The 12,958-nt window shown below is 61.4% G+C and carries 10 protein-coding genes; 4 read left to right on the top strand and 6 right to left on the bottom strand.

What is annotated here, in order from left to right; translation table 11 throughout:
• Nucleotides 1-217: 217 nt before the first annotated feature.
• From OH764_RS28525 to OH764_RS28515, 3 genes are read right to left on the bottom strand one after another with little or no spacing between them, the layout of a single operon-like run.
• A complete protein-coding gene (locus OH764_RS28525; protein WP_498849439.1) occupies nucleotides 218-1,429 on the bottom strand; it encodes a class I SAM-dependent methyltransferase in 1,212 nt (403 codons plus the stop codon).
• A 56-nt stretch (nucleotides 1,430-1,485) separates the two neighbouring features.
• The gene (locus tag OH764_RS28520; RefSeq protein WP_498849438.1) at nucleotides 1,486-2,322 is read right to left on the bottom strand and encodes a DUF1365 domain-containing protein; all 837 of its coding nucleotides are present in this window, start codon (nucleotides 2,320-2,322) and stop codon (nucleotides 1,486-1,488) included.
• Complete coding sequence (locus OH764_RS28515; RefSeq protein WP_498849437.1) at nucleotides 2,307-3,608, bottom strand: NAD(P)/FAD-dependent oxidoreductase; 1,302 nt, start codon at nucleotides 3,606-3,608, stop codon at nucleotides 2,307-2,309. The genes OH764_RS28520 and OH764_RS28515 overlap by 16 nt, the downstream gene beginning before the upstream one ends.
• 363 nt (nucleotides 3,609-3,971) lie before the next feature.
• Between OH764_RS28515 and OH764_RS28510 the strand changes: the two genes are divergently transcribed.
• The 4 genes from OH764_RS28510 to OH764_RS28495 all read left to right on the top strand — a co-directional run bounded on the left by OH764_RS28510 (nucleotide 3,972) and on the right by OH764_RS28495 (nucleotide 7,390).
• Nucleotides 3,972-4,595 carry a sigma-70 family RNA polymerase sigma factor gene (locus tag OH764_RS28510; RefSeq protein WP_498849436.1) on the top strand — a complete coding sequence of 208 codons (624 nt, stop codon included), beginning with the start codon at nucleotides 3,972-3,974 and terminating at the stop codon, nucleotides 4,593-4,595.
• A complete protein-coding gene (locus tag OH764_RS28505; protein WP_498849435.1) occupies nucleotides 4,592-5,341 on the top strand; it encodes an anti-sigma factor in 750 nt (249 codons plus the stop codon). Before OH764_RS28510 ends, OH764_RS28505 begins: the two co-directional genes overlap by 4 nt.
• Nucleotides 5,342-5,418: 77 nt before the next feature.
• Nucleotides 5,419-6,252, top strand: coding sequence for a DUF1295 domain-containing protein (locus OH764_RS28500; RefSeq protein ID WP_498849434.1), 834 nt, complete (start codon nucleotides 5,419-5,421; stop codon nucleotides 6,250-6,252).
• A gap of 4 nt (nucleotides 6,253-6,256) precedes the next feature.
• Nucleotides 6,257-7,390, top strand: a complete 1,134-nt coding sequence (locus tag OH764_RS28495) for an SAM-dependent methyltransferase (RefSeq protein ID WP_498849433.1) — start codon at nucleotides 6,257-6,259, stop codon at nucleotides 7,388-7,390.
• Here the strand turns inward: OH764_RS28495 and OH764_RS28490 are convergent.
• The 3 genes from OH764_RS28490 to OH764_RS28480 all read right to left on the bottom strand — a co-directional run bounded on the left by OH764_RS28490 (nucleotide 7,379) and on the right by OH764_RS28480 (nucleotide 12,956).
• Nucleotides 7,379-8,083, bottom strand: a complete 705-nt coding sequence (locus OH764_RS28490) for a hypothetical protein (protein ID WP_498849432.1) — start codon at nucleotides 8,081-8,083, stop codon at nucleotides 7,379-7,381. The two genes, OH764_RS28495 and OH764_RS28490, sit on opposite strands and share 12 nt — an antisense overlap.
• A 168-nt stretch (nucleotides 8,084-8,251) precedes the next feature.
• Nucleotides 8,252-9,121 (bottom strand): hypothetical protein, encoded by an 870-nt coding sequence (locus OH764_RS28485; RefSeq protein ID WP_498849431.1) that lies wholly within the window; start codon nucleotides 9,119-9,121, stop codon nucleotides 8,252-8,254.
• Between the two features lies 1 nt (nucleotide 9,122).
• Nucleotides 9,123-12,956 (bottom strand): type VI secretion system Vgr family protein, encoded by a 3,834-nt coding sequence (locus tag OH764_RS28480; RefSeq protein WP_498849430.1) that lies wholly within the window; start codon nucleotides 12,954-12,956, stop codon nucleotides 9,123-9,125.
• Between the last annotated feature and the right edge of the window lie 2 nt (nucleotides 12,957-12,958).

Below are 12,958 nucleotides of genomic sequence, written 5' to 3'. Positions count from 1 at the left end.
ATTGTGTTGCGCGACAAGCCGTGACGTTTTGCGGTCCGTGCTCGCGAGGAAGCAGTAAGCATACCCGGTGGGCGGTTGTGTGAGCGGTCGCGCACGCAAGAAAACCGGGCGCGTTTGTTTGTGCGCGGTGGTTGTGAAACTTCAGACGTGGGGTGCGCAGCTTTCACCTGCCGCCGCCCGCCGTTTGTTCCGGTGATGCCATTTTCAGCACACCCGGTCAGCCCGCCTTGCTGAGCACGAACTGCATGACGTCGGTGCGGCCCTCGTCGAAACCCGCTTCGCAGTAGGCCAGATACAGCCGCCATGTGCGCATGAAAACTTCGTCGAAGCCCAAGGTGCGGATCGTGTCGACCTCCGCTTCGAACGCAAAACGCCAGCGGCGCAAAGTCTCCGCATAGTCGCGACCGAATGACAACAATGCGCGCGCTGAGAAATGGTAGCGCTGCGCCGCGTCGATGAAACGCTGCGGGCTGGGCAGCATTCCGCCCGGAAAAACAAACTCGCGGATGAAATCGCTGCTTGAGCGATACGCGGCAAAGTGCTCGTCGCCGATCGTGATGGTTTGCACCAGCGCGCGAGCCGCCGGCCGCAAACAGTCATGCAAAGTGCGAAAGTACATGGGCCAGAATTTTTCGCCGACCGCCTCGAACATTTCGATCGACACAATGCCATCGTACTGGCCACTCAGCGTGCGGTAGTCGCGCAGTTCGAGTTGCACGCGCTCGCTTAAACCCGCCTCGCTTACACGCTGTTTCGCGAACTGCAGTTGCGCCGACGAGATTGTCACGCCATGAACATGAATTCCCTGGCGTGCTGCAAACATCGCAAACCCGCCCCAGCCGCAGCCGATTTCCAGCACGTGCATGCCGGCGCGCAATTCGAGCGTATCGACAATGCGCTGATATTTGGCCTGCTGCGCCGCTTCGAGCGTCCGCTCGAAATGGCCGTCGAATAGAGCACTGGAGTAGGTGAATGTCGGGTCGAGCCAGCGCGCGTAGAACGCATTGCCGAGGTCGTAATGTGCATGAATATTGCGCCGGCTACCCGCGCGGGTGTTGCGCCTGAGCCGGTGGCGGAGTCCATACCAGAGTTGGGCAAGCCAGTTGCCATACACAGTGCGCTGCAAAGCATTCTGATTGCGGATCGCTATCCGCAGCAGCGTGACGAGGTCGGGCGTATCCACCCAGAGCGCGCGCCAGGCGTCCGCGAACCCGATGTCGCCTTTGCGCAGGATCGCGCCGCATGCCCGCCAATCGCGAAGCTCGAGCCGGGCGCGCGGCGAGTCATGGGGATCGCCGAAGGTGCGCTGCTGGCCATCGGGTGTAACGACGACCAGATGTCCGGCCTGAATCCGTTCGAGCAAAGACAGGAATAAGCGCGCCGACGGCGGCGTGGCCTCGTCACCGCAAACGGTTCTCGAAAGCGCCATGAATGAAACTCCTCACTAGGACGAAATGGACTGTGCAGTGCAAAACGGTTTCGCAGTCACGACTGCGTCGATGACTTGTCAGCGACGGGATCAGGCACAGGGCGCTTGCCATGGAACGGCACTTTCTTTATCGCCAGACGCAGCGCCTGCCAATGAATGCGGAACACCACGCCGAGGCACAGGAACGGCTGACGCGTGAGCGCGCTGAGCGCGCTTGTACCTGTTAGCGGAACGAGTGCTCCGTGCAGCGCCGTGCGAATCAGGAGTCCCTGTGCGTCGTGGTAATCGATGGAGATCGATGTGTTGCCGCGTGTCTCGCCGACACGAAACACGTAGCCGCCCTCGACACGGCAAAACGGCGATACGTGCAGTACCTTCTTGCAACGCAGAACGGTGGAGCGGGTGATCGCCTCGCGATCAGGCGCATGCAGCAAATAACAGTGGCGCTCGCCAAACGTGTTGCGCACCTCGGCGAGCAACGCTCGCAGGCCTCCATCGCGGTCGTGGCAAAACCAGAAGGCGATCGGGTTGAATCCGTAGCCGAATACGCGCGGGAATGCTTGCAGCCAGATGCGGCCATCCGCTTCGTGCAGGCCGGCGGCACGTAGTTGCGCCCGCATCCATGTCGCGAGATCGCTGCCGTCGCACGGACCGTGGTCACGGCGACGCAAGCTGAGCGGCCGGTGACGATCGACACCGAACCACGCATTGCCGAGCGAGTCGAGCCGATCGAGGTCGACGCGCACATAGAACGCCGGATAAACGAAGCGATGACGCTTCGGCCGCAGACGCTCATGCATGATCTTGCCATTCAGCAGCCATGCGGATGGCTCCTGAATGGCGGCGGCGCTCGCACTGCCATGCGCGGTGCCGGGCTTCACAGCTTTGCCCATGCGGGAGACGAGTCGAAATCGGCGGCCACACGCAGCGCGGATTTCAGACCGTCCTCGTGGAATCCATAACCGGTCCATGCACCGGCGAACCACGTGCGTCGCTGACCTTGCAGCATCGGCAGACGTTGCTGCGCGTCGATCGCGCCGAGATTGAGGAGCGGGTGATCGTAGACAAAACGCCGTAATTCAGTGCCTGGCGCAGGCGCGGTCAGCGGGTTGAGCGTCACGATGAGCGGCGTCGTGAAAGGCAAGCGCTGGAGCTGGTTGACGAGGTAACTCACACACACTGGCTGCGTACCGTCGTGGCAGCGGCTGCCCAGGTAATTCCACGCAGACCAGACGCGCTGACGTCGTGGCAAGAGACTCGTGTCCGTGTGCAACACCGCCACGTTGGGCCGGTAAGCGATTGCGCCGAGCACGCGTCGCTCGTCGGCACCGGCGTCTTCCAGCATGTGCAGCGCGGTCGGCGCGTGTGTTGCAAGCACCGCTGCGTCGAAGTGCTGCGTGCCATCGTCGGTGAATATGTCGACGCCCTGGTCGCCGCGCCGGACGCCTCGCACCGGGGTTCTGAGCCGCACGTCATCGAGCGTTGCGGCAATCCGCTGCACGTAACTTCGGCCTCCACCGATCACCGACTTCCACTGCGGTCTGCGGTTCACCTGAAGCAGCGCGTGATTCAGACAGAAGCGCAGGAAAGTGCTGGCGGGAAAAGCGAGTATGTCGGCCGTTGCGCTCGACCAGATCGCCGCGGCCATCGGCAGTAGATAGTGACGCTGGAACGCATGGCCGTAGCCGCCCATTGTCAGCAGTTCGCTCATCGACACGCGTGTTGCCGTGGCGATTTGCAGGTTGCGCTCCGCGCTGCCGTTGAAGCGGAATACATCGCGCAGCATGCCGATAAAGGTCGGTGAGAACATGTTGCGCCGCTGAGCGAATAGCGTATTCAGATTGGTGCCCGCCCATTCGAGGCGGCCCTTGTCGAGCGAAACCGAAAAGCTCATGTCGCTCGCATGCGACTTCACGCCCAGTTCCGCGAACAGCGCGATCAGGTTCGGATAGGTGCGATCGTTGAAGACGAGAAAACCGGTGTCGACGGGATGACTGTGCCCATCGAGCCTGACATCGACGGTATTGGTGTGACCGCCAAGGTAGCCTGCGGATTCGAACAGCGTCACCCGATGGTTGCGCGCGAGCAGATAGGCGCTCGCAAGGCCGGCAATACCCGCACCTATGACCGCCACGCGTGAGCCTCGCGTCAATGGGGCGGTCCTCCTGGCCTGACTCATGTGCGCATCTCCCGATCATGGGACGCGCGTGGCTATTGGAAGTTAAAGGGGAGTGCGCGTCCTCGGGCAGAGTTACGAACGACGAGCGAAACCGGATGCAGCATGTGAGTCGAATTGGATAAAAGCACGCGGTAAGTCGAGATTTGCGTCATGCAAGGCGTCCATCCGATCCGCTCAGCCGTAGATAGGATTCACGACACGAGAGCAGGAGGTCCCTTCATGCTTGATACGCGGCCTTCGTTAACTGGCAGTCCAAATGTCAGGCCAACCGCCCGCCCAACCGCCAGTCCACCGCGAGCGCGGCTGTCGGTGCTATATTGCGCGAGGTTAATTCGTGAGGGCGATGCACGCCACTACCCGCGCATGAATGATAAGTCGAATAGCGCAGACAACGACGAACCGGTCTCGCCTGCGCAGGCAGACCCGGATGGACGCGGCATCGACGCGCAGCGGCGGGCGCACCTGAACGGATTGCTGCAGGCCACGGCGCACGGCAATCAAGCCGCATTCGCCGAGTTGTACCGCCTTGCGTCGAGCCGGGTGTTTGCAGTCATCTTGCGCATGACACACGACCGCGCCGAAGCCGAAGATCTCTTACAGGACGTTTTCACTGCCGCCTGGCGACGCGCCGATGTGTTCGATCCCGCGCGCGGCGGCGCGATGACGTGGCTGGTGACGTTGGCGCGCAACCGCACGATCGACCGCTTGCGCCAGCACCGCGAGACACCGCTCGATAACGAGTCCGCCGAAGAACTCGTCGACGAAGGACTCACGCCGGTTGCACTTGCCGAGGCGAGTGAAGAGCGCGTGCGACTCGAGCGCTGCATGGAGCAGCTTGGACCGCAGCAGCGCGGCGCGGTCCGCGAGGCGTTCTTCAGCGGCATTACCTATAGCGAGCTGGCTGCTCATCTGAGCGTGCCGCTCGGCACATTAAAAAGCTGGATCAGGCGCAGCCTGATGCAACTCAAGACCTGCCTCGAGCGATGAATACGCCCGCAGAAAACGAATCCGAACTGCGCTGCGCAGAATATGCGTTGGGCGTCCTCGACGCCGACGAACGCCGCGCGCTCGAAGATGCCGTGGCCACCGACCCCGTGCTTGCCTCGACCCTTGCGCGTTGGCAGAACCGGTTTACACCGCTTGCCGAAGATCTGCGCCCCGTGGCCGTGCCTGCGCGCGTGTGGACTCGTATCCAGCGCGATCTTGGCTTCCTGCCGGCGCGATCGTCGGCCCCGGACGTCGCGCGCGGGCAGGGCTGGTGGAACAACCTCGATCTGTGGCGCTTCGTCGGCATTGGAGCGAGCCTCGCGACACTCGCGCTCGTCGCGGTGAACCTGGTCTCGCTACGCGAGGCGCCGCGTCCCGCGAACGTCGCCGTCAACCCGGTGCAGGGCTATATGGTCGCGACGATCGCGCGCCCGGACGGCGTCGCCCACTGGACAGCGACGGTCGATCTGCTGCGTCGCGAGATGGTCGTGGTGCCGGCCGTCAAGCCGACGTTCGCCGCAGACCGCGCAACCGAACTGTGGCTCATTCCGCCAGGCGACAAACCCATCTCGCTCGGTGTGTTTCCGGCTGATGCACCGGCGCGTATGACGCTTGCCGACGCCGTCGTTGCGCAACTGAGCGCACGCGCGGTGCTGGCCGTCTCGCTCGAACCGCTGGGCGGGTCGCAGACGGGGCAGCCTACCGGGCCGGTCGTTGCCACGGGTCAGGTCCGCTCGGGCGTCTGATAAGAAGAGAGCGGCGCGTTGCATCCGTTTGACCGCGGCATCCGTAGATTCCGTTATTTGTCGCTTCGGAATTCTGCATGCCAGTTGCCGCCACCCTTGCGCTCGCATTCGCGGGCCTCGTCATAACGTTTGTCGGTGTCTGGGTCGTTCAGTTGCGTACGCGCAATGCGGGGATGATCGATCCGGTCTGGGCAGGCACGCTTGGCGGTGTCGCGGTTTTTGTCGCGGCGGCCGGGCCCGGCGCGTCGCTGAATCGCGCCGCGGTTGCAGTCAGCGGAGGCGCGTGGGGACTTCGGCTCGCGGTGCATCTTTGGCGCCGTAACAGCGGACACGCCGAAGATGCCCGTTACGCGGCGCTACGCGAGCGCTGGGGCGCTGCCGCCCCGCGCAACATGCTGGCGTTCTTCCTGCTGCAAGCGGTGATCTCGATGGTGCTGTCTATTGCATTCCTGGTGCCTGCGTACAGCGAGGCGATACCCTCGTTCGGGTTCATCGTCGCAGCACTAGTAATCGGCTTGACGGCGCTCGCAGGCGAGGCTGCCGCCGACCGTCAACTGCGCCGCTTTGTCGCCGATCCGGGCAATCGCGGCCGCGTTTGCACTGTCGGCTGGTGGCGCTACTCGCGACATCCGAACTACTTCTTCGAATGCCTGCATTGGTGTGCCTATGCGGCGTGGTCGATCAGCCTGCCGTGGGGCTGGGCGACGCTCGTGCCGCCCTGCGCAATGGCCTGGCTGCTCATGAAGGTATCGGGTGTGCCGATGCTCGAAGCGCGACTCGTCCAGACCCGCACCGGCTACCGCGCATACATGACGACGACGAGCGCGTTGATTCCGTGGCCGCCGCGCGCGGGCGCCCGCCAACGCGGAACCGATCTGGATTCGGACGACCGACACTCGAAGAGGAACTGAGATCATGACCTTTACCGTCACGCCCACGCCTGCGTCCCGACGCGTCGAACCGGCATCCGGCAGACCGGCCGCGAGCGCCTATGACCCGAACTGGACGATTCGCTGGTGCGAGCGCGGCTGGCTGCCGGACTTTGCGATTCGCGCCGGCATGCGGGCGCTGATGGCGAGGCGGCTCGCCGATGAACATGCGAACGACGGAGAGCGCCGTGGCGAGGCGCTCGAACTGCTCATCGACGATCTGCGCGCAAAGCCGATCGCGATTGAAACGCAGGCGGCCAACGTGCAGCACTACGAGATCCCTGGCGAGTTCTTCGAGGCGCATCTGGGCCCGCGTCTCAAGTACTCCTGCGGCTATTATCCAAAGGGCGATGAAACGCTATCCGAAGCCGAAGAATCTATGCTGGCGCTGTACGCTCAGCGCGCAGGTATCGAGGACGGGCAGTCCATTCTCGACCTCGGGTGCGGATGGGGCGCGTTATCGCTGTGGCTCGCACAGCGGTATCCGCATGCACGGATCGTCGGGCTTTCAAATTCGCATGGGCAGCGCGCGTTTATCGAGCGTCGCGCGACCGAGCGCGGACTTTCCAATTTGCGCGTGGTGACGGGCGACGTCACGACCTTCGAGTTCGCGCCGGGCGACGCGGGCTTTGACCGCGTCGTTTCCGTCGAGATGTTCGAGCACATGAAGCATTATGGATTGCTGCTCGCGAAGATCGCACGGTGGCTGCGCGACGATGGGCAGCTTTTCGTTCACATCTTCGCGCACCGGCTGCTCGCATATTCTTTCGACGTGCGCGACGGCAGCGACTGGATGTCGCGCCATTTCTTCACCGGCGGCACGATGCCTTCGGCAAACCTGTTGCTGCGTTTTCAGGACGATCTCTGCGTGACGCGTCAGTGGTGGATCGACGGCACGCATTACGAACGGACCGCCAATCAGTGGCTGGCTTCTCTCGACGCCGCGCGCGAGCGCGTGTTGCCGCTTCTCGCGGCAAGCGGCAATGCGGGCCTGGCATTCCAGCGCTGGCGCATGTTCTATATGGCCGTCGCGGAACTGTTCGGCTATGCGCACGGACAGGAATGGGGCGTCGCGCATTATCTGCTGCGTAAGAGGGCTGGCGGAGCTTTATCCTTTTAACGCAATGCCTTTCCAGACGGTGCCGGATTCCGGGTACGTCGCGCCCGTGCACAGCTCCATGTAGCCGTAGGTCTGCCGCTTTTTCTGGTTCTGTTCCTCACGCTTTTTCTTGCGCATCGCGGGCGTGAGATAGGGGTAGTCACGACTTATTGTGATTCGATCGAGCCGCACCTTCCCGGAGGGATCGTCGGGCGCGGGATCCAGGAAAAACAGTTCAACGTCTACGGGAAAACGTCCGTTCTCGCCATCATTAGCCCGGTAGCGGTAAGGGTGCAGCAGTTTAGCGGGCGGTAGACCAACGCCCAGGCTGTTTCCTTCATACCTCACCCCTCCGCCTACCCAGTAGCCTGCAAGATCAAGACGCTGTTCAAGCACGCGGCGATTGATTCCGGCGAGAGCGTTATGGAACCAGAGTTCAAAGGAAACCGGCACGACTCGCACTTTCAACCTGTCGTCCGAGTAGTCGAGCGGATCTGGCGATGTAGACAGCCGCACCCTCGCATCAGGAAAGGCTTCCTTCGTGAACGCGTATTTTTTGCCCCCGCCTTCAGGGACAAAGTATTCGGACGATTCGAGCGTCCCGAAAGCAGGGTCGCCCGGGTTGAACGGCCTGTCGTCGCGCATCACCTCCATGACCTTGTCAAGCAGCGCGTATAGCGCCCGTTCCTGCGGCGGCGTAATGTCGTCACTCATTTCAGCGCGCTCCAATTGACTGGATGACGTGGGCGTAGGCGCTTGTGCATGTGCCTGGGTTACGCAACTGAGAACGGCCAGTCCAGCAATACTGGACCACTTCACCACACAAGAATGCATCCTGTTCATGTAGATAACTCGCATACGTGGAATACCATGCGCCTTCGCTTATCCCTTCAGCGCAATGCCTTTCCAGACGGTGCCGGATTCCTCATTGACATTGCATAGCCAGTACCACTGGCCGCGAACCATCGGACATGAGCCCCCTTGTTCCAGCGACACGGTGCGTACAGCATCGAACTTCTGCCCGCGTTCGACCTTCATCACGTCGGTCGGACCGTCCTTTGTCCAGCCTTCCCATATGCCAGATTCCGGGCACGTCGCGCCCGTGCACAGGTCCATGTAGCCGTAGGTATGCCGCTTTTTCTGGTTCTGTTCCTCGCGCTTTTTCTTGCGCATCGCGGGCGTGAGATAGGGGTAGACGCGATGAATCGTGATTCGATCAAGCCGCACCTTCCCGGAGGGATCATTGGGCCTGGGGTCCAGGAAAAACAGTTCGACGTTGACGGGAAAGCGTCCGTTTGCACCGGCATTCGCCCGATAGCGGTAAGAGTGCAGCAGGTTGTCGGGCGGGGGCCCGGCCCCTAAGTCGTTTCCTTCCTCCCTCACCCCGTCGCCGCCGGCCCAATAGTTTGCAAGATCAAGGCGCTGCTCAAGCACGCGGCGACTGATTCTGGCGAGAGCGTTGCGGAGCCATAGCTCAAAGTAGGCGGGGACCGCTTGCACCCGCGTCCTGTCGTCGGAATAGTCGAGTGGGTCGGTCCACATCGACAAATCTACTTTTGCATCAGGAAAAGCACTAATCGCAAACGAGTAATGTATTCCAGCTTCTCCTGGTTTTATGAAATAGGACGATTTGAGTTTGCCGAAGGCGGGGTCCTCCGGACTGAACGGCCTGTCATCCCGCATGATCTCCATGACCTTTCCGAGCAGTTGCAGGAGCGCCTGTTCCTGGGATTGGGTAATGTCGCCACTCATGTCACTTTGCTCCGATTGACTGGAGAACGTGCGCATAGACGCTTGTGCATGTGCCTGGGTTACGCAATTGAGAACGGCCAGTCCAGCAATACTGAACCACTTCACCGCACAAGAATGCATCCTGTTCATGTAGATAACTCGCATACGTGACTGCCATTGTTCGGGCTTGCTCGGGTGTGACGTTTCTCACCTTGCAGACTTCGGCCTCGACCTTTACCAGATCGGCCTGAATGAATTTCCAGTATTCGACTCCCTTCGTCTGGCTAATCACCCAGTAGTAATAGAAGATCAGCATCGCATGGATTCCGGTTCGGGCGAGGCTGTCATTCGGGAATGGTGTGGCGCAGGCCAGATCAAATATGCTGTCGCCGGCGAGTTGCTTGAAACACTTCTGCATACCGGAGAATGCGCTGTAGTCGTCGGGAAATGCGCTGAGCAATGAAATCTCCCAGAACAGCTGCTGACAGTGCCGCGCTTCGTGGTAGATGGTGTCGGCGAAATCAATTAGCGGGGCGTTAGTTTCTGGATGGCCTGCAACGCTCCAGATAACGTCATCAATATCCCATCTCGACAGACAGAGCGTCCAGTATTTGGCTGTAAAAGTCCCATGCGCAGCAAGGGGGAAGTTATATTCGGGCGCGTTCGCGGCGGAAACAATCACAATAGCGGGCATGGCGCCGCCGTCCGTTGCAATACCATCTGGCATGCCGAACGGACCTGCTTGGAGTGCCTTCCAGATCTGGGGCTGGACCGCTGGCAGGATGGCCGCCGCTAGCTCATTGTCCGGTTTTCCCGCGAGACTCGCCCACTCGATTCTGCAAAGACTTTCCTTCACAGCGGCCGTGTAGCTCTTTGCAACCGGATACTCGATATCACTCCGATACTGGACCGCTGGCGGTGTATCTGCGCCCTTTGCATTCCTGAGCAGGTGACACGTCCGCAAACCCCAGTTCATCGGATCACAACCAACGAACACAGGCGGCTTGCCATCGCCCGTCAGTCCTTCTCCCGGCGTTTCGGCTGACTTGCCGCCCACCTTCGTCGTGCGCTTTTCCGGCATCTCGACCGTTTCAGGTGTGGGCAGACTGTCATCGCGCCACACAGTTGTCGTGCTCGCCGATATGACCTTATCCGGTTCGCTTTGCGACATGAGTTCCACAAGGCCGAACGAGACAGCGTTGCTCGTCGCCACCTGCATCTCGCCGCGCCCGTTCGTCACGCCCTTGATCACCTGACCGTCATCCAGCGTGATCCGGTATGGCTGGCCACCGAGGATGAACCCGCCGCCGTCCTCAACCAGAACATGATGCGCAACCAGCCGCCCCGGGTTCTCCTGCGTCGCTGGCAATGTGACCGGCGCAGCCTGCGGATCGTCTGTCGCGTGGCTCGCTGCGTGAACGAGGTAATGCCCGTTCGTGTGAACTGTGACGCCTTGCGGCGTCAACCGCAGCAGGGTTCCGCCCGCGTTGATTTCAATACCCTTCAGCGCGGCCAGCCGCAGCCATCCGTTCTGGCTGGTCACCGTCACGTCCTCCCGCGCGATTGCCTGGAGTCCATCGGTACGCGCTTCGAGGTATATGCGTCCGGTCGCGGCGATCATTGTTATCGACTTGCCGGCATAAAATGCAATCGCTTCGCGCACGGAAGCAAACAGCGATTTAAGCGCGGCAATCGCGACGTTACCGCCCGCCGTCAATGCCGTATGTTTCCCGCTGACGATATGCGTGTTGTCCTGCGCCGCCGCATGCAGATTCGCCGCGCTGGACACTGCAATGTCAGGCTGCCCGAACTCGGGGAAGTCATGAGCACCGTCCGATGCTCTGCCACGTAGCGTGGCGTTTGCATCGCTGAGCGCCTTCGCAACGTCCTGTTGCGCACCTGTGGCGTGCTGAGCGCCGTGCTGCTGTGCGGACAGCGCAAGTTCTTCGTGGATGCTGCGCGCCTCGGTCAGCCGGGCATGTGTCTCGTCCATGTCCTTGACCTTGCCCGCTGCCCCCGAGCGCCCCCATGAAGTGAATAGCAATCCCATCGAAGCGCGCAGAACGCCCCAGCGATCACTACGCAATTCGAAGCCTTCGCCGCGCGCGTCCTGTCGTCCCTTGTTACCGTCGATCCGCGTGATATGCCCCAGGCTAAGACTCGACTTGGCGTGGTCGCTCGCAAGTTGAGCCTGAAGTTTTCCCGCTGTATCGTCCAGCGCCAGATGGTTCGACTGCGCGCCGTGGTCAAGGCTCTTGCTTCGTATGCCGCTTAAGGCAGCGTTCGCGGGCAGTTCCCACGGTGGCGTATTGAAACGGTCAGCGACGAAGCCCGCCACAACGGGCCGGTCCGGGTCGCCGTGAACGTGTGAAATCACCACCATCTGCCCGGCGCGTCCCGGCGTCACAACGCCGAGTTCGCCCCCTTGCCATTGCGTGACGACCCGGACCCAAATCGACGTTGCGCCGTCGAACCGGGCCTCGCGGTCCCAGTCAAACTGTATTAGCAGGCGGTTCCGGCTGTCGATCCACATCTCCCGGTCTTGGGGCGCGACGATCACCGCATACTCGTAACCCTCGACGCGCGGTTTCGGTGTCAGTTGCGGCAGGCGGTAATACTCGCCAACCGGGTGGAGTTCGAACTCTGCCTTTACCGCATAGGTGCGCCACGCGCTCGTTGACGTGCCGACTTCGCTTATATCCAGCTCGCAGGCGAGCACCAGATACTCGCGGTTTGCGCTGTCCTGCGGATAGTTGACAAGCCTGAATGTGCGACCCGGCTGCAGCCCCCGCAGACGACCCGTGCCCTTCGCACGCAATCCCTTGCAGCGCGCTGCTTCCACCTTCACGCGCGCCAGATACTGGCCTTCCTCCCTCGCGTCGTGGGGGTAGGACGATGGGAACGTATCGGGCTGCGCGAACTCGGCCGGCGCGTAGATTTCGATGTTCGGGTCGGCTGTGCCGCCAGCCGCTTCGTATGTGTGCCGGTTCGGCGCATTGGACCCGCGCAGACGTGGCTGCATGTAGTCATGGTCATTGACGCACGCCTTCCCCGCCGTCACGGTATGCGTTACGGCCAGGCTGCTGATGTGTTCCTCGTCAATCCGGCCACCCGTGTGAAAACGCAGTGCCTCATAGGCAATGCCGTGCCGGTGGAACCCGCCTGACGTGTCGGACACGACGAGAGTATGCCGGTCCTTCGCGTGTTCGAACCAGAACACCAGACCCCACTCTTCCATGAGTCGGAGTGCGAAAGTCCAGTCCGACTCCCACGTCTGTCGCACCATATCGCGCATCGGGTAGCGACGCATGCCGTTCCACGGTCCGCCAATCCGCCAGTCGACCGATCCCAGATATCGCCCGAACACTTTTTGCAGAATATCCACGACAGTGCCGCTAAAAATTCGAGAGTCGGAATTCTGCGTAGCCCGCCACATGAAAGGCCGCAATACGAACTCATAAACGGCCGCTCGATCTTCCACACACTGAATGCGCGCCGAGACGATTTCACCGTTGATGTAACGGACATCGGCACCGATGTTCGAACGCCCGATGTCGCCCGGCTGGCCCGCTATAAAAGTGCCAATGCCTGAAATTTCGATTGCAACAGTGCCGTCAGTGCCGACAATCTGCGTCAGATCGATCTGCGTCGCATCAGTCGGGTTTAACAGAAGAGCAGCTTGGCTTTCCGCGACGACCACATACTCAAACAGTTCTCCCACCGCTTCACGCCCGCGCACACTACGCACGGTGAGCATTGGCTCGCGCACCTCTTCGCGGGCGCTGGCAATGCCGACTATTTCAGGAAGGGCGCGTCCGCTGAACGTGATACTTCGCGTGTTGACATGCCAGATCATAA

The sequence above is a fragment of the Burkholderia sp. M6-3 genome (genome assembly GCF_050858985.1).
In the GTDB taxonomy this organism is placed as follows: Bacteria; Pseudomonadota; Gammaproteobacteria; order Burkholderiales; family Burkholderiaceae; genus Paraburkholderia; species Paraburkholderia caledonica.
This window is presented reverse-complemented; position numbering and strand designations above follow the sequence as displayed.

Coding starts and splice junctions, on each gene's coding strand:
- OH764_RS28515 (WP_498849437.1), bottom strand. CDS start 3,608: ATGAGTCAGGCCAGGAGGACCGCCCCATTGACGCGAGGCTCACGCGTG.
- OH764_RS28480 (WP_498849430.1), bottom strand. CDS start 12,956: ATGATCTGGCATGTCAACACGCGAAGTATCACGTTCAGCGGACGCGCC.
- OH764_RS28520 (WP_498849438.1), bottom strand. CDS start 2,322: ATGGGCAAAGCTGTGAAGCCCGGCACCGCGCATGGCAGTGCGAGCGCC.
- OH764_RS28485 (WP_498849431.1), bottom strand. CDS start 9,121: ATGAGTGGCGACATTACCCAATCCCAGGAACAGGCGCTCCTGCAACTG.
- OH764_RS28505 (WP_498849435.1), top strand. CDS start 4,592: ATGAATACGCCCGCAGAAAACGAATCCGAACTGCGCTGCGCAGAATAT.
- OH764_RS28495 (WP_498849433.1), top strand. CDS start 6,257: ATGACCTTTACCGTCACGCCCACGCCTGCGTCCCGACGCGTCGAACCG.
- OH764_RS28510 (WP_498849436.1), top strand. CDS start 3,972: ATGAATGATAAGTCGAATAGCGCAGACAACGACGAACCGGTCTCGCCT.
- OH764_RS28490 (WP_498849432.1), bottom strand. CDS start 8,083: ATGAGTGACGACATTACGCCGCCGCAGGAACGGGCGCTATACGCGCTG.
- OH764_RS28500 (WP_498849434.1), top strand. CDS start 5,419: ATGCCAGTTGCCGCCACCCTTGCGCTCGCATTCGCGGGCCTCGTCATA.
- OH764_RS28525 (WP_498849439.1), bottom strand. CDS start 1,429: ATGGCGCTTTCGAGAACCGTTTGCGGTGACGAGGCCACGCCGCCGTCG.